Annotated in this window: 15 protein-coding genes; 7 read left to right on the top strand and 8 right to left on the bottom strand. The window is 73.4% G+C overall.

Going from position 1 to position 20,123, the window contains the following annotated elements:
- The first annotated feature begins 6 nt into the window (after nt 1–6).
- A complete protein-coding gene (locus tag ACLJT4_RS29970; RefSeq protein ID WP_411127007.1) occupies nt 7–666 on the top strand; it encodes a hypothetical protein in 660 nt (219 codons plus the stop codon).
- Nucleotides 647–1,489: an inositol monophosphatase family protein gene (locus ACLJT4_RS29965; RefSeq protein WP_051661620.1), complete on the top strand. Its 843-nt coding sequence runs from the start codon at nt 647–649 to the stop codon at nt 1,487–1,489. Before ACLJT4_RS29970 ends, ACLJT4_RS29965 begins: the two co-directional genes overlap by 20 nt.
- A 21-nt stretch (nt 1,490–1,510) precedes the next feature.
- Here the strand turns inward: ACLJT4_RS29965 and ACLJT4_RS29960 are convergent, their stop codons facing one another.
- Nucleotides 1,511–2,698, bottom strand: coding sequence for an SLC13 family permease (locus ACLJT4_RS29960; RefSeq protein WP_411127004.1), 1,188 nt, complete (start codon nt 2,696–2,698; stop codon nt 1,511–1,513).
- A gap of 131 nt (nt 2,699–2,829) precedes the next feature.
- Between ACLJT4_RS29960 and ACLJT4_RS29955 the strand changes: the two genes are divergently transcribed.
- Nucleotides 2,830–8,652 carry a TIR domain-containing protein gene (locus tag ACLJT4_RS29955; protein WP_411127002.1) on the top strand — a complete coding sequence of 1,941 codons (5,823 nt, stop codon included), beginning with the start codon at nt 2,830–2,832 and terminating at the stop codon, nt 8,650–8,652.
- 42 nt (nt 8,653–8,694) lie between these two features.
- Here the strand turns inward: ACLJT4_RS29955 and ACLJT4_RS29950 are convergent, their stop codons facing one another.
- From ACLJT4_RS29950 to ACLJT4_RS29935, 4 genes are all read right to left on the bottom strand, one after another.
- Nucleotides 8,695–10,131, bottom strand: a complete 1,437-nt coding sequence (locus tag ACLJT4_RS29950; protein ID WP_411127000.1) for an FAD-dependent monooxygenase — start codon at nt 10,129–10,131, stop codon at nt 8,695–8,697.
- A 627-nt stretch (nt 10,132–10,758) separates the two neighbouring features.
- A complete protein-coding gene (locus ACLJT4_RS29945; protein WP_411126998.1) occupies nt 10,759–11,232 on the bottom strand; it encodes a nuclear transport factor 2 family protein in 474 nt (157 codons plus the stop codon).
- Between the two features lie 148 nt (nt 11,233–11,380).
- Nucleotides 11,381–12,184 (bottom strand): GNAT family N-acetyltransferase, encoded by an 804-nt coding sequence (locus ACLJT4_RS29940; RefSeq protein WP_411126996.1) that lies wholly within the window; start codon nt 12,182–12,184, stop codon nt 11,381–11,383.
- A gap of 114 nt (nt 12,185–12,298) precedes the next feature.
- A complete protein-coding gene (locus ACLJT4_RS29935) occupies nt 12,299–12,898 on the bottom strand; it encodes a tyrosine-protein phosphatase (RefSeq protein ID WP_411126994.1) in 600 nt (199 codons plus the stop codon).
- Nucleotides 12,899–12,924: 26 nt separating this feature from the next.
- Between ACLJT4_RS29935 and ACLJT4_RS29930 the strand changes: the two genes are divergently transcribed.
- The gene (locus tag ACLJT4_RS29930; RefSeq protein WP_411126992.1) at nt 12,925–13,401 is read left to right on the top strand and encodes a winged helix-turn-helix domain-containing protein; all 477 of its coding nucleotides are present in this window, start codon (nt 12,925–12,927) and stop codon (nt 13,399–13,401) included.
- Entirely contained in the window at nt 13,386–14,636 is a 1,251-nt protein-coding gene (gene ilvA / locus ACLJT4_RS29925; protein WP_037635910.1) for a threonine ammonia-lyase IlvA, read from the top strand. Before ACLJT4_RS29930 ends, ilvA begins: the two co-directional genes overlap by 16 nt.
- Nucleotides 14,637–14,682: 46 nt before the next feature.
- On the opposite strand, the gene ACLJT4_RS29920 is transcribed toward ilvA, so the two are convergent.
- Complete coding sequence (locus ACLJT4_RS29920; RefSeq protein WP_411126990.1) at nt 14,683–15,372, bottom strand: FadR/GntR family transcriptional regulator; 690 nt, start codon at nt 15,370–15,372, stop codon at nt 14,683–14,685.
- A gap of 544 nt (nt 15,373–15,916) precedes the next feature.
- Here ACLJT4_RS29920 and ACLJT4_RS29915 point away from each other — a divergent pair.
- Nucleotides 15,917–17,149, top strand: a complete 1,233-nt coding sequence (locus ACLJT4_RS29915) for an MFS transporter (RefSeq protein ID WP_411126988.1) — start codon at nt 15,917–15,919, stop codon at nt 17,147–17,149.
- Between the two features lie 432 nt (nt 17,150–17,581).
- On the opposite strand, the gene ACLJT4_RS29910 is transcribed toward ACLJT4_RS29915, so the two are convergent.
- Entirely contained in the window at nt 17,582–18,280 is a 699-nt protein-coding gene (locus ACLJT4_RS29910) for a hypothetical protein (RefSeq protein WP_411126986.1), read from the bottom strand.
- 729 nt (nt 18,281–19,009) lie between these two features.
- Here ACLJT4_RS29910 and ACLJT4_RS29905 point away from each other — a divergent pair.
- The gene (locus tag ACLJT4_RS29905) at nt 19,010–19,441 is read left to right on the top strand and encodes a helix-turn-helix domain-containing protein (RefSeq protein WP_411126984.1); all 432 of its coding nucleotides are present in this window, start codon (nt 19,010–19,012) and stop codon (nt 19,439–19,441) included.
- 79 nt (nt 19,442–19,520) lie between these two features.
- Here ACLJT4_RS29905 and ACLJT4_RS29900 read toward each other — a convergent pair whose 3' ends face one another.
- Entirely contained in the window at nt 19,521–20,123 is a 603-nt protein-coding gene (locus tag ACLJT4_RS29900; RefSeq protein WP_016570248.1) for a ClpP family protease, read from the bottom strand.

Here is a 20,123-nt window from a genome sequence, read left to right as displayed (position 1 = left end):
CGGCTCATGGACTACGACACGCTCGACCGACTGCTCCGGCCCGGCACCCCGCGGGAGGCGCCCCGCGCCAGCGTCACCGGCGCCCTGGAGGACATCGCCCGCGGCAAGCGGGAGTTACGCGCGGTCCGCCACCCGCTCGGCTTCCTGTGCCTGCCGCTGGTCCGCGACGGCGCCCGCGGCGTCTGCGTCCACCTCTTCGGCACCGGAGCCCCCGCCGACCCCACCGCCTCCCCCATGCACGCCCACAGTTGGGAGCTGCGCAGCTACGTCCTCTACGGCCGGGTCGGCAACCTCCCGGTCGCCGTGACGGACGAGGCGCGCACCCCCACCCACCGGATCTTCGAGGTCTTCAGCGCCCCCTCGGGCGTCGACGAACTGCGGCCCACTCCCCGGCTGGTGCACTGCGAACCGGGCCCGGCCGCCTCCAGCGGCAGCGGCGAGACGTACAGCCTGCCGGCCGGGGAGTTCCACGCCACCGTCGTCACCCGCGGCCAGCCCGCCGCCACCTTGGTGCTCGGGCGGTCGCTGCCCGGCCACACCGACCTCTCCCTGGGGCCCCTGCACGGCCGCGGTCACCGTACGGTGCGCCGGCTGTGCGGGGCGGAGCACACCGAACGGACCGTCCGCACAGCACTCAGGAGGATCCATGCCGAGCAGCGCGAGTGACGTGGAGGCCGCCCCCTACGCGAGCGAGACGCGGGTGGCCGTCGCCGCGGCGGAGGAGGCGGGGGCCCTGCTGCGCGGCCGGTTCGGCGCGGCTCGCGCGGTGGGCGTCAAGGACGCCGAGGGCGACGTCGTCACCGACCTCGACCTGGCCGCCGAGAAGCTCATCCTCGCCCGCCTCCAGACGCACTTCCCGCACGACCGGATCCTGTCCGAGGAAGCCGGCCTCCTCGACGCCGTGAGCCGCCGCACCTGGCTGGTGGACCCGCTCGACGGCAGCAACAACGTCGCGATCGGCCTGACCGCCTACGCCGTCGGCATCGGGCTGTGCGTGGACGGCGCGCCGGTCGTCGGGGTGGTGCACGAACCGGTCACCGGCTCCACCTGGCGGGCCGTCCGCGGCCAGGGCGCCGCCTGCGGCCCCGACCCGCTGCTCGGGCCGCACGGTGCGGTGCCGCGCAGCGGTCCGGTGGTGGCCTGGACCCAGGGCCACGCGGTGCGCCGCACCGACCCGGTGGCCGCGGGGCTGCGGGGCCACCTGGAGCGCCGCACCCGGCGGGTGCTCCAGCTCTGGGCGCCGCTGCTGGGCTGGAGCATGCTGGCGCGCGGCGCGATCGACGGCTTCGTCGGCTACCGCGCCGAGGGCATCGACTTCCCCGCGGGCGCCCTGCTGGCCGTCGAGGCGGGCGTGGAGTTCCGCACCCTGACCGGCGGCCCCTTCACGGTGGGTTCCACCGGTCCGGACACCGACCGCAGCTTCGTCGCCGCCCGCGGCGACACCCTGACGTACCTGCTCGACGTGGTCGCCGGGGCGCGGGCGGCCTGAGCACGGTCGGCGCCCCGCCGCTCACCCCACCGCCAGTGCCGCCGTCGCCGCCAGCGTCGCCGTCACGGCCAGGACGAGCCCCGTCCCCATGAACCGCCGCAGCGGGATGACGGTGCCCTGGCCGCGGCACCGCTCGAACCACAGCAGCGTCGCCAGCGACGCCCACGGCGTGACCAGCGGGCCGACGTTGGTGCCGATGAGCAGCGCCAGCAGCTGGTGGTGGTTGCCGACCGGCACCGCCGCCTCGCCCGCCATGTAGACCGGCAGGTTGTTGAGGACGTTGGACAGGCCCGCGCCCACGCCCGCCGAGCGCAGCATGCCGGCGAGGCCGCCGTCCGGTCCGACCGCCGCCGTCAGCAGCGCGTGCAGCCCGTGCGCGTTCACCGTCTCGACGACCAGGAACATCCCCGGCACCAGCACCAGCAGCCGCCACGGCACCAGCGACCAGCGCAGTTCGGCGGGGCGCCGCACCGCGAACGCGACGACCACGATCAGCATCGTGGTCAGCGACGCCGACCACAGCGGCACGTCCGCGACGAGGATCGCCACCAGGAAGCCCACGCACGCCAGCGCACACACCCGGAACAGCACCGGATCGGCCGGCGCCCGCCGCTCGGGCGGCAGGTACCCGTCGGCGCCCCGCCGTCCGCGCCGCCAGTAGAACCCCCACAGGCACGCCATCGTCGCGGCGACGGCGGCCAGCTGGGGCAGGCCCATCGTGGAGGCCATCGCGGTGGGGGAGAGGCCGACCCGGTTCGACGCCAGCAGGTTCGTCAGGTTCGACACCGGCAGCAACAGGCTCGCGGTGTTGGCGAGCCAGACCGTCGTCATCGCCAGCGGCACCGGCGCGATGCCCACCCGCCCGGCCAGCGCCAGCATCACCGGCGTCAGCAGCACCGCCGTGGTGTCGAGGTTCAGCGCGATGGTGGTGACCGAAGCGAAGAGCACGCACAGCCCGAACAGCCGCGGATAACTGCCCTTCCCGGTCCGCGCCACCCAGGACGCCACCGCGTCGAACACCTCGGCCCGGCCGGTCAGCTCGGCCATCACGATGACCGTCGCCAAGAACACCAGCAGCGGCCCGACGCGCGCCATCGCCTCCCCGGCGGGCGCCGTCGGCAGCAGCCCCGTGGCCACGCACAGCAGGCCGCCGGCGAGCAGCCCGCCGGCGAGCCAGTCCAAGGGATGCAGACGCTTGAGGAATCGCACGCCCGACAGCGTCGCACACGCGAGCGGACGGGGACGGGGCGAGGGGGAGATCGCCGACCGGGGCCGGACGCCTCCGGCGTGATCCTTCCAACCGCCTGTCCCGCCACCTCCCGAACTCCTACGATGGGGACATGGCGACTGACGGGGAACTGCTCGGCCGGACACGTGACTTGGACTTCTTCATCAGCTACTCGCCCGCCGACGAACAATGGGCGTCCTGGATCGCATGGACCCTGGAGGAAGCCGGGTACCGCACCGTCATCCAGGCATGGGACTTCGTCGCCGGCACCAACTTCATCGACTTCATGGACCGCGGCGTCAGCGAATCCGTCGCCGTCATCGCCGTCCTCTCCGGCCACTACGGCCGCTCCACCTACGGCCGCATGGAATGGCAGGCCGCGCTCCGCGCCGAACCGGAGGAGCCCGAGCGCAAGCTGCTCACCGTCCGCGTGGAGGACATCCCCATCGAGGGACTCCTCGCCACCATCACCTACGTCGACCTCGTCGGCGTCGCCGACGCCGCGACCGCCCGCAGCATGCTGCTCACCCGCGTCGGCCAGGCCGTCGACGGCCACGCCCGGCCCGGCCGCCGCCCCGGCTACCCCGGCTCCGCCACCCTCGCCGAATCCGTCCACCTGCCCGGGCCCGCCACCCCCGCCGACGACCGGCAGCGTCCACTCGGCCGCACCGGCTGGTCCGGCCGCCGCCGCCCGGCCGGCGCGCCCCGCTACCCCCAGGCCCCCGGCGCGGCCCGCGACCAGGGCGCGCTGACCGTCCTGCACCTCGCCGGCCCCGACTTCGGTCGCGGCCGCGAACCGGACGCGCTGCGCCGGGAGATCCGCGGCGACCTCGTCGAACTGAAGGACGCCGGCGCCCCCGCGCCCGACCTCCTCGTCGTCACCGGCGACCTCACCGCCTCCGGCAGCCCCCGCGAGTGCGACCAGGCACTCAGCTTCCTCACCGGACTGCGCTCGCAGCTCGACCTGCCGCCGCAGCGCGTCGTGGTCGTCCCCGGGAACCAAGACGTCAGCCAGGCCGCCTGCCGCGGCTACTTCCACACCTGCGAGGCCGACGAGATCCCGCCGCAGCCCCCGTACTGGCCCAAGTGGCGCCACTACACCCGGCTCTTCCGCGGCCTCTACGAGGGCCTCGACACCGTCTTCGACAGCGACCAGCCCTGGACCCTCTTCCCGGTGCCCGAACTCCACACCGTCGTCGCCGGGTTCAACTCCTCCATCGCCGCCAGCCACCGCCCCGACGACCAGTACGGCTTCCTCGGCCGCGACCAGGCCGCCTGGTTCGCCGAGGCGCTGCGCGGCTACGAGGAGGAGGGCTGGTTGCGCATCGGCGCACTCCGCCACCCGCTCACCGGCCGCCGCCGCCCCCAGGACGCCCCCGGCGGCCCCGGGACGCTCCGCGACGTCGACACCTTCACCCGCCTCGCCGCGCCCCGCCTCCACTTCGTCGTGCACGGCCCCAGCGGCGGCCCCCGCACCACCGGTGGCGAGCCCTCCCACGACCACCTGCCGCTCCACGACGGCAGCCTCCCGCTGTACGGTCCGGCCGCCCCCGCCGGGTTCGAGCTGCTGCGCGTCGCGGCCGACGGCGTCACCCGCTGGACCGGCGACGGCGGCACCGAACCGGCCGTCTTCCCCGTCAGTTGGCACGGCGCCGGACGGATCTTCGGCACGCCCGACGAGCCCACCGCCCCGCCCGCCGCCGCGCCGCCCGCCGACAACCGGGCCGTCGACGAGCCCGCCGACTCCCTCGCCGAACGCGTCAAGGAGGTCTGCCGCGCCCGGCAGGAAGGCGTCCGCCTCCGAGACGTCCCCCGCAGCGCCCCCGACGACCTCACCCAGATCATGGTCACCTGGAGCGACGAGGGCGTCGTCCGCCAGCAGCGCGTCGCCGTCCACCCCGGCACCCCCACCGACGCCGAACTCGACCGGTTCCTCGCCCAGGCGCACGCCACCGACACCGGTTCCGAGGCCGAGCTGGTCCACGACGGCCCGCCGCCCGAACAGTCCCTGCGCGAACGCGCCGGGCGCCGCGGCGTCCGCGTCCGCAGCTTCCTGGAGTTCCAGGGCCTGCTCGACCTGCGCGGCTACGTCACCGCCCAGACCGCCCGGCTGAGCAACGACGACCGCTACGCCCCCGACCTCTACCTCCCGCAGCGCTACCGCGACGCCGAACGCCCCGACGCCGACGAGCGCGACCACCTCGTCGAGGCGATGCTCCAGCTCCTGGAGACCGACCACGGCCGCTTCCTGCTGCTCCTCGGCGACTTCGGACACGGCAAGACCTTCGCCCTGCGCGAGCTCGCCCGCCGCATCCCCGAACGCCTCCCGCACCTCACCCCACTCCTCATCCCGCTGCACACCCTCGACCGCGCGCACAGCCTCGAAGGGCTCGTCGCCGCCCACCTCGCCGGCCACGACGTCGACACCATCGACCTGCGCGCCCTGCGCTACATGCTCGGCCAGGGCCGCGTCGTGCTGCTCTTCGACGGCTTCGACGAACTCGTCAACCGCGTCAGCTACGACCGCGCCGCCGACCACCTCCAGGTCCTCCTCAACGCCGCCGTCGACAACGCCAAGATCGTGGTCAGCAGCCGCACCCAGCACTTCAAGTCGCAGGACCAGATCCTCACCGCCCTCGGCGAACGCGTCGGCCTGCTCCCGCAGCGCCGCATCCTCGCCGTCGAGGGCTTCGTCCCCGAACAGATCCGCGCCTACCTCGTCAACCGCTACGGTGACGAGGAGACCGCCGACCGCCGCTTCGCACTCCTCGGCAACATCCCCGACCTGCTCGCCCTGTGCGCCAACCCCCGGCTGCTCAGCTTCGTCGCCGACCTCGACCCCGACCAGCTGCGCGCCGTCGCCGGCGCCGGCCGCGCACTGAGCCCCGCCCGGCTCTACGAGGACGTCTTCACCGCCTGGCTCGCCCACGAGGAGCGCCGCGGGCAGGGCGGCCCAGGCGCCGCCCCCGGCCTCACCCTCGACCACCTGTGGGCCGCCGTCACCGCCCTCGCCCGCCGCCTGTGGGAGACCGGCCGCGGCGGTCTGCACCTCGACGAACTGACCGACACCGTCGCCACCGCCCTCGCCGGGCTCGCCGGCACCACCCTCACCACCCAGGAGAGCGCCCAGGCCGTCGGCGCCGGAAGCCTGCTGATCCGCACCGACGACGGCCTGTTCCAGTTCATCCACGGCTCGGTCGTCGAATGGCTCATCGCCCGCGCGGCCGCCGACCGCCTCGCCGACGGCGACAGCACCCTCCTCGCCGCCCGCCCGCTGAGCGCCCTCGCCGTCGAGTTCTTCTGCGACCTCGCCGACCACGACCTGAGCACCGCCTGGGTCCGCACCGTCCTCAACGCCCCCGGCCCCGGCGTCAGCGACGCGGCGCGCGCCAACGCCGTCCGCGTCATCGACCGGCTCCGCGTCCCCGCCGGCGCCGACCTGCGCGCCGCCCGGCTCTCCGGCGAGGACCTCTCCGGCCGCGACTTCTCCGGCGTCGACCTCACCGGCGCCGACCTCACCGACACCCGCCTCATCGGCGCCAACCTCTCCGACGCCGTACTGCGCGACGCCCACCTCAACGGCGCCCGCCTCGACCACGCCGACCTCTCCGGCGCCGACCTGTCCGGTGCCGACCTGCGCGGCGCCCGCCTCACCCGCGCCGACCTGCGCGGCGCCCGCCTGACCCGCAGCCGCTGGCACCGCGCCGCGCTCATCGACCCGCTCACCGACGCAACGGTCCGCGCCGCCCCCGAACTGCGCACCGCGGCCCTCGCCCCCGGCATGCCCGTCGAGGTCGGCTTCCGCCCCGCCGCCGTCGGCGTCCCCTACGGCTTCGACATGCGCACCAGCCGGCTGCCCGAACCCCTCTCGTACAGCCCCGAGGGCGAACTCCTCGCGGTGGGCAGCGAAGACGGCGGCGTGCTGGTCTGCGCCGCCGACACCGGCCGCGCGATGCGCACCCTGCACGGCCACGAAGGCCGCGTCTACGCCGTGAAGTTCCGCTCCCGGATCCTCGCCACCGGCGGCGCCGACGGCACCGTACGGCTGTGGGACCCGGTCTCCGGACGCCAACTGCACCGCCTGGACGTCCACCCCGGCGGCGTCTGGCCGGTCTCCCTCGACGACGCCGGGACCGTCGTCGCCACCGGCGACGCCGACGGCCTGGTCACCCTCTGGGACACCGCCACCGGCGAACCGCTGCACCAGCTCCCCGGCCACGCCGCCCCCGTCTACACCGCGGTGTTCAGCGCCGACGGGCGCACCCTCGTCACCGGCGACGCCGCCGCCAACCTCCGCATCTGGGACACCCGCACGGGCCAGTGCACCGGCCGCCTCGACGGCCACGAAGGAGCGGTGTTCCGCGCCCGGTTCAGCCCCGACGGCACCCTCCTGGCCACCGGCGACCACGGCGCCGACGGCCACGGCACGGTCCGCGTCTGGCACGTCGCCGAACGCCGCCTGCTGCACACCTTCACCGGCCACACCGGCCGGGTCTACACCCTCGACTTCCACCCCGAGGGCACCCTCCTCGTCAGCGGTGACACCGACGGCCAGGTCCGGTTGTGGGACCCCGTGGTCGGCGCGCCCGCCGGAGCGCTGGAGCGGTGCACCGGCGCGGTCTACCAGGTGATGTTCGGCAACGGCGGACGGCTCCTCGCCGCCTGCGACAGCGACGGCACCGTCCGCCTGTGGCGCGTCGCCCTCTCCGGCGGCCACCGCGCCATCAGCCTGCTGCGCCAGCAGCCCGTCGAGCACCGCGGTTCCGCCTGGGCCTGCCGTTTCCGCCCGCAGGGCAGCCAGCTCGTCACCGTCGGCAACGACGGCGGTGCCCAGATCTGGAACGCCGACACCGGCCAGGGCCAGCGCATCCTGCGCGGCCACGGCCGCCGGGTCAACACCGTCGCCTTCAGCGGCGACGGCTCCCGCCTCGCCACCAGCAGCAACGACGGACTCGTCCGCCTGTGGGACGCCCGCACCGGCCGCCGCACCGCCGAACTCACCGGCCGCGGCGACCGGTTGATCTCCGCGGTCTTCAGCCCCGCCGGCCCGATCCTCGGCACCGCCAGCAACGACGGCGACGTCTACCTGTGGAACGCCCTGACCGGCGAGTACCTCCGCGAGATCGACGTGGAGACCGACCACACCTGGGCCGAGGCGTTCAGCGCCGACGGCACCCTGCTCGCCACCGCCAACGACGACGACTCGGTCCGCCTGTGGTGGCGCGCCACCGGAGCGCACGTCGTCACCCTCTCCGACCACCGCGGCCGGGTGCGGTCCATCGCCTTCCGCGGCGACGGCACCGCCCTCGCCACCGGCTGCGACGACGGCCGGGTCCGCCTCTGGCACCAGGAGGGCGGCGGCCTGACGGCCGAACTCGACGGCCACAGCGACCGTGTCTACGCCGTCGCCTTCGGCTCCGACGACGACTGGCTGGTCAGCGCCTCCTGGGACAGCACCGCCATCGTCTGGCGCGACGGTGCGCCGCAGCACGTCCTGACCGGACACCGCGGACGGCTCTGGGCGGCCGTCGCCCACCCCCGGCTGCCGCTGCTCGCCACCGCCGGCGACGACCGCGTCATCTGCCTGTGGGACGCCCGCACCGGCCGCCGCACCGCCCGCCTCACCGGCCACACCGGACGGATCTTCTCCCTCGCCTTCAGCCCCGACGGCACCCGGCTGGCCAGCGGCGGCGAGGACGGCACGGTCCGCCTGTGGAACGTCCCCGCCCCGGACGGCCCGCCGCCCACCCCGCACGCCACGCTCATCGGCGTCCCCGGCGGCTGGGCGGCACTGACCCCCGAGGGCGGCTACAAGTACGAGGGCGAGGTGGCGGGCGAGTTCTGGCACGTCGTCGGCATGGCCCGGTTCACCCCCGGCGAACTCGACGAGTACCTCCCCGGCGTCCACCGCCTCCCGCTCGACGCGGAGTTGTGACGCCACGGGGGCAGCCGCCCTGGCTCCACCGGGCGGCACACGTCACTTCGGCGCGCCGAACCAGTGCCCGAGCGCCGCTTCCGGTCCGTCCGGGCCGCCGGCCCAGCACACGTACCCGTCCGGTCGTACGAGCATCGCCCGCGTGCCACCGATCCGGCTCACCCGGTCCACCCGGTCCGACCAGAGTTCGGCGACCTTGGCGAACCCGTCGGCCGGGTCGAGCAGGACCCCGCGCCCCGACCGCAACAGTTCGTGCAACGGGACCGGCCCGAGGCCCGGGTCCGAGGCGGGCAGACCGACCAGCGGCTCGTCCTCGGCGCCCGGCATCGCGTAGCGGATGCCCATGCCGGACAGCATGTCGTCCAGGTGGTACTGGACGTCCCGCAGGCGCGTCATGCCCGCGAACAGTTCCCTGGCGGCCCTCACGTCCGGGGTGCGGGTGCCCTCCGAGTCCATCAGCAGGCTCTGCGCCTGGACGTTGCGCAGCACGCCCGCCCCGACCGGGTGCCGTTCCCCGTGATAGGTGTCCAACAGCCCTTCCGGGGCCCAACCGCGCACGGTGGCGCCGAGTTTCCACCCGAGGTTGAGCGCGTCCTGGATCCCGGTGTTCATGCCCTGCGCGCCGATCGGAAGGTGCACGTGGGCGGCGTCGCCGGCCAGGAACACCCGCCCGTGCCGGTACCGGGCGACCTGGCGGGCCGCGTTGGTGATGCGGCGGGCGTAGCGCAGTTCGAGCAGTTCCACCCGGGACCCGAGGACGCTGCGCAGGCCGTCGCGGATCTCGTCCGCGGTGACCGGGACGTCCCTGGGCAGCGACCGGCCCGGCCCGCCCATGGCCAGCCGGCGCAGCGGCCTGCCCTGCGGATCGGTACCCAACGGGAACACGTGCACCCAGTGCCCGTCCGGACTCCAGGTGTGCGTCGGGACCTCGTCGCCGCCCAACCGCACGTCGGCGGCGACCGTGGTCGCCGTGCCCGGCCGGCCGGGGAACTCGGCCCGCAGCAGTGCCCGCACCGTGCTGTGGGCACCGTCGGCGGCCACCAGGTACCGGCAGCGGATCCGCGCACCGTCGGCGAAGGCCGCGGTGACCCCGTCCGCGTCCTGGACGAGGTCGGTCAGTTCGTGGTCGCGCCGGACGCGGCTGCCGCACGCGGCGAGGTGCTCTTCGAGGAACCCCTCGATCGCCACCTGCGGTATGGACCGCCAGGGCAGGCGGTGCCGACCACGGGTCAGCGGCAGCGGAATCCCGGCGAAGTGCGCGGTGCCGGCCGGGTAGTTGCCGGTGGCCAGCAACGGTTCCAGCAGTCCGCGCTGGTCGAACGCCTCCTGCGTGCGGGACTGCACGCCGCCGGCCTTCGACAACTCGCTGCGCCGCGCGAGCTTGTCGACCAGCACGGCCGACACCCCCGCCACGAGCAACTCGTTGGCCAGCGTCAGGCCGGTCGGACCCGCGCCGACGATGAGCACATCGGTGTCCATGACTTCCCCTCTGGACGTCTCGATCAAGGCGACTGCAACACTCCGCCCACCGAGCCCCCGGAGCCACCAACCGGCCGCCGCACGGCGCCATCCGACACCACCCCCCGCCCCCTCGGCAGAATCCGACCACGCCGACCACGCCGACCACGCCGACCACGCCGACCACGCCGGCCGCGCCAGCCGGCGCGGACCACGGCCCGGCTCAGCCCGACGTGGATCAGTGGTGGGGCGGCCCGCCACGGCTGTCGGGCCAACACCGCCAGCAACGTCGGGCCGTGCAGTCGTTCCAGCACCAGGTCGGTGTCGGTGACGTCGTACACCTCCGGCACGGGATACCCGTGAGCCGCCACGTGTGCCATCAGCCGCGCTTCCCGCGCCGTCGGCCCACCCCGCCGATAACGCCGCAACACCCTGGACCCGTCCAGGGCATACACCTCGGCGTCCCGCCCTGCACCAACAACTCCACGCCTCACGCTGCGTCTTGACGGGGCATCAGAGACCAGGACGCAAACCCGGGCCTGACGTGCCACCTCCGGGTTGGCGTTCCCGGAACAGCGGGAAGGCGTCGACGCGGACGGGGCCACCGGTTCGCGTCCGCCGCGCGGAGCCCTGCGGCCGCCGGAGGCCCTAACGCGGTGCGGCCGCCTGGCGCAGGTGGTGGCGCACCTCGCCGACCAGGTTGATGCGGACCCTCCGCTCGACGAAGCGCCACCGGCCCTCGGCGCGCTCGAAGCGGTCGTGGTACCGGCCGGCGGCGATGGGCTGCAAGGGCAGGTCGGGCAGGGCCTGCAACACGGTGACGTAGGAGCGCGCTTCCGCCGTGTGGGCCTGTTCGTCGACCTCGATGGCCACGTTGGTGACGACGTGCTGGGTCCGCGGCGTGCCGTCGTCGTAGACGATCAGCGTGTCCCGGAACGTCTTCTCGATCGCGTCGCGCCCGTGCACCGGCCCGCCGCTGCCGACGAAGGTGGCGTCGGCGAGGAGGACGCCGAGCCCGGCGAAGTCACCGTCGTCCACGAGCTCGGCGTAGCGGGCGATCAGGTTCTCGATGGCGCGACAGCTCGCCGTCGGCTCGGCCGCCGTGCGGTGGGACGTGGACATGGTTTCCCCCAAACGAGACGGTGGCCCGCACCGTGCTGGCCGCAGCGCACCCGAGGTGGCCGGGTGATGGGTCATGACGCGTAGCTTGCCATGGTGGTGGGCCCGGGGAGGCCCGCGGCGGTCGGGGGCCGGGTGCGATCGGGAACCGCTAGCGGGGCGGCCGGCTGGCCCCGTCCCCGCCCCGGACCGACCCCGCCCGATCGGCTGCGGTGTGCCAGTCCGTGTCCTGCCGGGCCATCTCGACGCTCAACTGGTGGCCCAGTTCCTCGAAGCCCAAGGAGGCCGCCACCCGGCGCGATGCGGGCCGCCGGGCCCGCCACTGCGGCAGCAGTCCGGCAGCGAGGGCGTGTGCCACCGCGGCGGAACCCGTCACACGCGCCAGACCCCGCCCCCGCGCCGCCGGCGCGGTCAGCACACAGAGGTGAGCGGTCCGGTGCGGCCAGGCACCGTAGCCGGCGGCCGCAACCACCTGGCCCTGCTCCCGGACCACGAAGGCCGGCGACGTGATCTCGTCCAGTGCGGCCTCGCCGGCGTCCGCGTCACCAGCCCGCCGCTCCAGACGCCGCAACTCCCGGTGATCTGAGGGAAGTTGCGAGACCGGCAGCGCGCCGGATGTCAGCGGACGGAAACCCCGCGGGGACACGTACGACAGCGCCGCCGGCCCGAGCGTCCTGGAGACGGGCAGCACCTCCCGCACCGACGTCCCCTCCACGACGGCCGCCACCGGCAGCCGCGCCAGGGCCGCACGCACGATCCCTGCGGTGCTCTCGGTCGGTGCGGTCACGAGCGCCGATCCGCCCAGGGCCACCACCCCGACCCAGCCGGCCGGGCACATCCCCGACGCCGGCGAGACCACCACGTTCACCTGGCCCGACGGCGGGAACGACGCCGGCACCCGGGCCAGTTCCTCCCACAGTCCACGGGCTCCGAGCAGCAACGCATCCGTCGTCATGACGGCGATCCTGCCAGCCGAAACCTCATCATGCTGCCCCTCCCTGGGCCCGGGGACCCGGGCGTCGTTGTGTCCGTGTGCGCAGCCCTGCCCGGGCGGCCTGCCGTGCCTGGTTCAGTTCGGGACGCCCGACTGGCGACGGAACTCCTTCGGCGTGGTGCCGTACGCGTTCCGGAAGGCGCGACTGAAGTCGGCCGCGCGGCCTTCAGGCGCCGGGTGCGCATCCAGGCGCCGACGGTGGCCTCCTCCTGCTGGAAGAGGCGGTGCAGGTAGCTGGTGGAGATGTGGTGCGGCGGCGACGTCCGCCGGGGTGAGGTCGGCGTCGCCGCCGAAGACGGCGCCGTAGAGGTAGACGGCGGTCAGGTCCACGGTGACCGCTTTGACGGCGAGCATGGCGCCCATCACCAGCGTCGCCCACAGCAGCACGGATCGACTGAGCCCCGTGTGGGCGGCCCACCTGCCGGCGAGGTAGGCGTTCAGCCCAGAGCAGAGGGTGGTCAGGAGGGTGGTCGTGCCGACCAGTCGGGCGTCGGCCCAGTCCGCCGCGGTGCGTTCGTCCGGGCCGCGCAGGTCGACGACGCAGCGCAGTCCGGGAGCGGCGGTGGCCAGTTCGGCGGTGGTCAGTCCGGTCGGGCGGGCGGAGCGGTAGAGGAGGCCGGGGCGCAGCCGCGGACCGGCGTTGTCCGCGACGTCGCGGAAGTTCACGAGAGGCATGGAGTCATCTACATGACTTTCCGGTCGTGGGGCGTCAGCCCAGAGAAGCCCGCTACCGCGCGATCGCCCGCGAGCTGGCCCAGCGCATCGAATCCGGCGACCTGCCGCCCGGCTCGCGGCTGCCCACCGAGGAGGCGCTCGCCGACCAGTACGCCGTGCACCGACTGACGGGCCGTCAAGCCATGGTGGAGCTGCGCACCACCGGCCTGGTGGAGACCCGGCACGGCAGCGGCAGTTACGTGCGCGCGGTGCAGCGCCGGTTCGAGGTGGCGATCGCCCCGGAGACCCGACTGCATCGCCCCGGTGTGGCCGACGCCGTCGCCGCCCGCTTCACCGACGGTGAGGAGCTGCGCGCGGCGGGGCTGCGGGAGGACCCGGCCGGCGCCAGGGCCCTGGGGCTCGCCGCCTTGACGGGCCGCGCTGCGCGGTATGTCCGCATCGTGGTCGACGCGGAGGGCCCGCTGCGGGCCCGCGTTACGATCCGGAGATGTCAGGCACGTTGAACGCAGACGGTATCGAACAGGCGGCGCGACGGCTTGAGCCGGTGGTGCGGCGGACGGCGTTGGAGGAGAACCAGCGGCTCTCGGAGCTGCTCGGAAGCCGGATCCTGCTGAAGCGGGAAGACAGTCAGGTCTGCCGTTCGTACAAGGTCCGTGGCGCCTTCAACCTGGTCTCGTCGCTCACCGACGAGGAGCAGCGGCGCGGCGTCGTCTGCGCCAGTGCCGGCAACCACGGCCAGGGCGTCGCCTTCGCCTGCCGTCGGCTCGGCATCCGCGGCCGGGTGTTCGTGCCGTCCAACACGCCGCGGCAGAAGCGCGAGCGCATCGCGGCGTTCGGCGGCGACATGGTCGAACTCGTCGTGGTCGGCAGCACCTACGACGAGGCCAGCGCCGCGGCGCACTGGGACAGCGAGCGCACCGGTGCGGTGTACGTCCACCCCTTCGACGACGTGCGGACGATGGCGGGGCAGGGCACCGTCGCCCGCGAGATCACCCAGCAGTGCGACACCGCCGTCGACACGGTGGTGGTGCCGGTCGGCGGTGGCGGCCTGATCAGCGGAATCGCCGTCTGGTTGCGCGCGCACTCGCCGCACACCCGCATCGTCGGCGCCGAGCCCGCCGGTGCCGCCAGCATGCGGGCGGCGCTGGAGCACGGCGGGCCCGTGGCACTGCCCGAACTCGACTCGTTCGTCGACGGGGCAGCCGTGGGCAAGGTCGGCGAGCGGGCCTTCCCGCTGGTCAAGGAGTTGGTGGACGAGGTCGTCGCGGTCGACGAGGGCGCCGTGTGCACCGAGATGCTCGACCTCTACCAGACCGACGGGATCATCGCCGAACCGGCCGGTGCGCTGGCGAGCGCGGCGGCCCGGCAGGTGGTGTCCGGCACGGGACCGGGCACCGTGGTCTGCGTGGTGTCCGGTGGCAACAACGACGTGAGCCGCTACGCCGACGTGGTGGAACGCTCGCTGGTGCACGTGGGCCTGCGCCACTACTTCCTGGTGACGTTCCCCCAACAGCCGGGCGCACTGCGGCACTTCCTCGACGAGGTGCTCGACAAGGGCGAGGACATCGTGGCCTTCGAGTACGTCAAGAAGAACAACCGGGAGACCGGCCCGGCCCTCGTGGGCATCGAGTTGGAGCGTCCCCAGGACCTCGACAGCCTGTTGCGGCGCATGGGGGACAGTCCCCTGTCGATCGAACGGATCGCCCCGGGCTCCCCGTGGTTCTCCTTCCTGCTGTGAGCCGCGCGGAGCGCCGCGTCCTCCCGGGCACCCCGCCCGCCGCGCCTCAGAGGCGGTACAGGCGGGCGAGGGTCCCCTCCAACTCGGCCTGCAACGTACTGCTGGCGGTGTCGGCGTCGCCGCGTTCGACGGCTCGCACCAGAGCCTCGTGGGCCGTGTCGCCGTGTTGGGGCTCGTGGGTCCGCAGGTCGAGGATGTCCAGCAGGTCGATCAGCCCCGTGCGCAGCGCGGGGACGAATTCGACGAAGAGGTCGTTCAGCACGGGGTTGTGGGCGGCGGTGACGACCGCGGTGTGCAGGGCGATGTCGGCGTCGACGAAGCCCGCGTCATCGCCGGCCGCCGCGGCCCGGCGGGCCTCCAGCGCGGCCCGCATGGCGGCGATGTCGGCCTTGGTGCGGCGCTGTGCCGCCAGGCGCGCGGCCTGCACCTCGACGAGCATCCGGACTTCGTAGACGTCGGTGACCGCGGCGCGCCGTAGCCGGGTGGGCCAGTCCTCCTCGGGTTCGGTGGCGATCACGAAGACGCCGGCGCCCTGGCGGGCCTGGACCAGGCCGGCCCCGGCCAGGGCGCGCAGCGCCTCGCGCACCGTGGAGCGGCCCACGCCGAGCGTCTTGGCGAGGGCGGTCTCGGCCGGGAGTTTGGTCCCCACCGGCCACTGTCCACCGGTGATCTGGTCGCGCAGGTGCTGGGTGGCCTGTTCGACCAGCGGACTGGGACGGAGGGCGCCGAGCGGCATTCCGCCATCACCTCTCAGGTTGTCTGATGATTCGGGTGGTGAGTCTACTCGCGGTGGCGCTGCTGTCGGGCGCCGGCGGAGGCGGCCGGGTGGCGCGCGTCGCGGTGGGTCGCGGGGGAGGGGACGCAGTCCGGTCCGGCGATCTCCGGTCATTCCGCGGTCTGGTCGCACCCCACGCCCGTCGCTCCTCCCGCACACCCGACCCTGGTTCCACGCCAAGCACGCGTCACACCAAGGACGTTGACCGGAGGCGTCCGCCCCGATCCACCGTCACTCACCAGCGCATCAGGTTGTCTGAGGAGTTGGAAGCGACTACTGTGCTCGCCATGCCGCTGATCGAAATCCTCCTGCTCGGTTGCCGCTGCGGGGCCTGACGCGACCAGCGCCCCGCAGCGGGGTGGTGGGACGTTCGACCGGCTGGCCGTCATGAGGTTCGGTCGCCACCCGGCTCCCCTGTCGTCGCTCGTTCGTCGAAACTCCTCTGAGGACCCGAGGAGTACGGGTGTTGGGCTTCCCCGCAAAGAAAGAGAGTGGTGTCCCCACCATGAAAAAAGGGCAACTCGGTTTCCTGGCCGGCACGCACGTGGTCAACGACCTCTCTCAAGGGGCGATCCCCGCGATGCTGCCGTTCTTGGTGTCCCAACGTCACTACAGCTACGCGGCGGTCTCCGGCCTGGCCTTCGCGGCGAGCGGCCTGTCCAGTCTGCTCCAACCGGTGTTCGGCGCGCTGTCCGACCGCACACCACGGCCCTGGTTGGTGCCCGCGGGATTCGGCACCGCGGCCGTGGGCGTGGCGGCCGCGGGGCTGTCCGGGAGCTACTGGGTCACCTGGTTGTGCGTCGCGCTCGCCGGCATCGGCATTGCGGCCTACCACCCGCCCGCGACCAGCCAGGCACGCGCCGCCGGTGGTTCGTCGCAGAAGGCCATGAGCGTCTTCTCCGTCGGCGGAACCATCGGCGGGGCCCTCGCGCCGACCCTGGTCACCCTCGTCATCGGGGGAGCGGGATTCGGCGGCAGTTATCTGCTGGCGGTCCCCGCGCTGGTCATGGTGGCCCTGTGGCTCCTCAAGGGCCCCTGGATGCGCGCACGGGGCCACGTGCCGGCCGCGCCGCTGGCCACCGGCGCGGCGGCTAAGGCGGGGGCGGGTGGCGCGGAACGGGCGGATGACTGGCGTGCCTTCGCGCGGCTGGTGGCCGTCATCATCGGATGGTCCGTTCCCTACGTCACGGTCACGTCGATGGTGGCGCTGCACGCGCAGCGGGATCTGGGGGAGTCCACGGCGGCGGGTGCCGCCGTGCTCAGCACGTACACCGCGGCCGGGGCGGTCGGCACGTTGCTCGGTGGTTGGCTGGGGGACCGGTACGGCCGGATGACGTCGCTGCGGGTCGGCTACTTCGTCGCGTTCCCCGCACTGTTGGGCATTGCCTGGGCCCCCGTGTTCCCGGTCCTGGTGCTGAGTGCGGCGGTGTTCGGCGTGGCGATGTTCCTGCCGTTCGCCGCCCAGGTCACCTTGGGCCAGGACTATTTGCCCCATCGCCCGGGCACCGCCAGCGGGCTCACCCTGGGACTGGCGATGGCGGCCGGCGGACTGTGCTCGCCCGCGTTCGGATGGCTCGCCGACGCGCAAGGTCTGCCCGCCGTCTTCTACGCGCTCCTCGCGGTCTTCGTCCTGCCCGTCGTCATGGCCACCCGGCTGCCGGACCGGACCCTGACGGCGCCCGACCCGCAAGCTCCCTCACCGGCCGAAACCGCACACACCGCTCAACAGTCGCAGTAGGGGACTCCGTCGCCAGCAGCAAGGCAGTTCACGCGCGCCGGGTCCGCATGCCGAATCCGCATGCCGAGTCCGCACGTCGGATCCGCATGCACGCACCGTTCCTGTGGCGCACCCCGGATCTTCGTTTGCCTGGTAGGTCACCGCGAAGGACCTGCCGGCCGAGGTCGCAGCGGAGGTCGTGCGAGTGGCCTGGTGGCCGTCAGGAGGACGGCGGCGGGCGTGCCCGTCAGGCGACGGCCCCCGGGCTGCCGTACCCGACCGGATACGGCAGCCCGTCGTGCCTGGACCGGAAGCGAGCGGAAACTCGGTCCGGACGCTCCGCGGCGCACCTCGCCGAGCCCTCTCCACCCCTGGGGCGGTGTTGGAGCTGGCCAGGGCGGGTAGCTCAGCCGGTTCCCGCTGCTGGCCCGTGCTCATCGGCGCTGGCTGGTGTCACTGGTCCGTGCCGTCACCGGGGACGGTGCCGTCGGGGCTGGTGTGCCAGTTGGTGACGATCGGCTTGTCGATCTTGACGGGGCCGGTGGTGACGTTTGCGGGGTTGGGGTCGGAGGTGCCGATGCCCGCGATGAGGAAGGTGAACTCGACGCTGTTGTCGTCCTTGGTGGTCTTGGGGTTGATTCCGGCGTAGGCGGTCTTGGAGCCGCCGAGCTCGATCGCCGGGCCGACGGACTGTTCGGCGGGCTGGGCTTCGATGCCGCCGGAACCGAAGGAGATCGAGGGCAGACCGCTGGGGATGGTGCAGGTGATGCCGGACTTGGCGCGGGCCGCGAGCAGGATGTAGCCGCCCGCCTGGGACTTGGAACTCGCGCTGAACGTCAGGTCGTTGGCCCCGCAGGTCTGCCCGTAGCCCTTCTTGCCGTCCGACGGCGCCGATCCGGTGCCCGCGGAGGAGTCGCCCTCCTTCGCCGTCTTGCCGTTCTCGCTGCCGCTGGCCTTGTCGGAGGTGTCCTTGCCGGCAGTGTCCTTGCCGGTGTCGCTCGACGCGGCGTTGGTGGCCTTGCCGGAGGCGGCGGAGTCGCCGGAACCGCTGCCGTCGGCCGGGCCGCAGGCGGTGACGGTCACCGCGAGTGCCGCACCGGCGGCCACGGTGAGGGCCACGTGTCGGACTCGGGCGGTGTAGGTGCGGTTCACGGTTGTTCCTCGTTTCGTTCGGGCATGCACAAGGGACGGGCCACAACAGTGCCGTTGCCCCGTTCATCGGATGACTTCATCTTCTCCCACGCCGCTATCAACTCGCTAACGCGTCACTGACGCTCCTTCAGGCAGCTGTGAGAAAAGACTTGTTCGACGTCGAGTGCACGATCCCCATTAGGGGGTTTCTTTCGAATCATCTGAGCATTGGTCCGATGTGTCGTCACTCCATGCCCAACGGGACTGTTTCAAGCGGCAGTTGTCGACTCGGACTCCGAAGTGAGGCGGGTGGTGGCGTGATCGCCATCACCCTCGCGATCACCGCCAACCGGTCGGCAAGACAATCCGAAGGAAACGGTCTGGGGCCTCCATCACGCGCATGATGCATTTGATTCACCATGCGTGCGCCTTTCGCGCGGCTCGGGCATGCGGTCGCTTTCCCGTAAAGCGGTCCGCTTTCGCGGTGGTCGCATTCGTTGAGGCGCAGCGCAGTCGGCACGAGTTCCCGTCCAGGTCGTCCGGGGTCAACTGGCCGTCGGCATCTGGGTGCTCGCCGCCGGCCGTTGAGAGCGCGGCATCCGGTCGGTCGGGACACGGTGCGCTCGGTGGCGGCTCGTCCGCCCCGAGCCGCCCACCAGCGACCGCGCCGGGCGTTCGCGTGGCGACGGCTTCACCCAGGGCAGAACGCCGGTCCCTTCCCCCGGAGTCCAGGATCCCTAGGCTGAGGGGGTGACCACTCATGCGCCGAACGAAGCCCGCGTCATTCCCCTGCGCACGCAGCCCGCGCCGCCCGCTTCGGGTGGGGTGGACCGTGCCCCGCACCGGCCGGCGGAAGCCCCGCGGACACCCGCACCGAGGGAACCGCTGTGGCGCGACCTCGTCGGCGACGTGCTGCGGCGCGAGCGGCTCGCCCAGGAACGCACGCTCAAGGACGTCGCGGAGGCGGCCCGGATCTCGATGCCGTACCTGTCGGAACTGGAGCGCGGCCGCAAGGAAGCCTCCTCCGAGGTGCTCGCGGCCGCCGCCCAGGCACTGGGGCTCGGCCTCGCCGACCTGCTCCAGCGCACCCAGGACCACCTTGCCCGCCACGCCCGGAGCCGGGTGGCCCGGGGCCGTACGTCCCCCACCGCGCAGTACGACGGCCTCTGCCTCGCCGCCTGATCGAGCCGACGGCCGGTACGTCGGGGCGCACCACCGTCGTACCGGCCGGCTCGCCGGCCCCGGCCACGGCCGCGCGTGGTCAGACGAACGCGAGTCGCCGGCTCAACACCTCGTCGGCCAGCCCGTAGGCGACGGCCTCTTCGGCGGTGAGCACCTTGTCCCGGTCCATGTCCGCACGGAGCGTCGCCACGTCGTGGTGCGTGTGGCGGGACACGACCTCCTCCACCTGCGAGCGGATGCGGACCATCTCCTTGGCCGCGAGGCTGAGGTCGGAGACCGTGCCCTGCCGGCCGCCGCTGGCCGGCTGGCCGAGCAGCACCCGGGCGTGCTGGAGCACGAAGCGCCGTCCGGGATCTCCGCCGGCCAGCAGCACCGCGGCCGTCGACGCCGCCTGGCCGACGCAGAACGTGGAGATCGGCGACTGCACGAACGTCATCGTGTCGTAGATCGCCATCAGCGAAGTGAACGAGCCGCCGGGCGAGTTGAGGTAGATCGAGATCTCCCGCTCCGGGTTCGCCGACTCCAGGTGCAGGAGTTGCGCGATGACCACGTTGGCGACGCCGTCGTCGATCTCGGTGCCGAGGAAGATGATCCGCTCGTTCAGCAGTCGGCTGAAGACGTCGTAGGACCGCTCGCCCTGTGCGGTCCGCTCGATCACGTAGGGAACCGTGTACGACCCCAT

Source organism: Streptomyces sp. x-19 (assembly GCF_046549115.1).
Lineage (GTDB): Bacteria > Actinomycetota > Actinomycetes > Streptomycetales > Streptomycetaceae > Streptomyces > Streptomyces albulus_C.
This window is presented reverse-complemented; position numbering and strand designations above follow the sequence as displayed.

Excerpts from the sequence above, each read along its gene's own strand:
- ACLJT4_RS29970 (WP_411127007.1), top strand. The coding sequence starts at position 7 with ATGGACTACGACACGCTCGACCGACTGCTCCGGCCCGGCACCCCGCGG.
- ACLJT4_RS29965 (WP_051661620.1), top strand. The coding sequence starts at position 647 with ATGCCGAGCAGCGCGAGTGACGTGGAGGCCGCCCCCTACGCGAGCGAG.
- ACLJT4_RS29955 (WP_411127002.1), top strand. The coding sequence starts at position 2,830 with ATGGCGACTGACGGGGAACTGCTCGGCCGGACACGTGACTTGGACTTC.
- ACLJT4_RS29950 (WP_411127000.1), bottom strand. The coding sequence starts at position 10,131 with ATGGACACCGATGTGCTCATCGTCGGCGCGGGTCCGACCGGCCTGACG.
- ACLJT4_RS29945 (WP_411126998.1), bottom strand. The coding sequence starts at position 11,232 with ATGTCCACGTCCCACCGCACGGCGGCCGAGCCGACGGCGAGCTGTCGC.
- ACLJT4_RS29940 (WP_411126996.1), bottom strand. The coding sequence starts at position 12,184 with ATGACGACGGATGCGTTGCTGCTCGGAGCCCGTGGACTGTGGGAGGAA.
- ACLJT4_RS29935 (WP_411126994.1), bottom strand. The coding sequence starts at position 12,898 with ATGCCTCTCGTGAACTTCCGCGACGTCGCGGACAACGCCGGTCCGCGG.
- ilvA (WP_037635910.1), top strand. The coding sequence starts at position 13,386 with ATGTCAGGCACGTTGAACGCAGACGGTATCGAACAGGCGGCGCGACGG.
- ACLJT4_RS29920 (WP_411126990.1), bottom strand. The coding sequence starts at position 15,372 with ATGCCGCTCGGCGCCCTCCGTCCCAGTCCGCTGGTCGAACAGGCCACC.
- ACLJT4_RS29915 (WP_411126988.1), top strand. The coding sequence starts at position 15,917 with ATGAAAAAAGGGCAACTCGGTTTCCTGGCCGGCACGCACGTGGTCAAC.
- ACLJT4_RS29900 (WP_016570248.1), bottom strand. The coding sequence starts at position 20,123 with ATGGGGTCGTACACGGTTCCCTACGTGATCGAGCGGACCGCACAGGGC.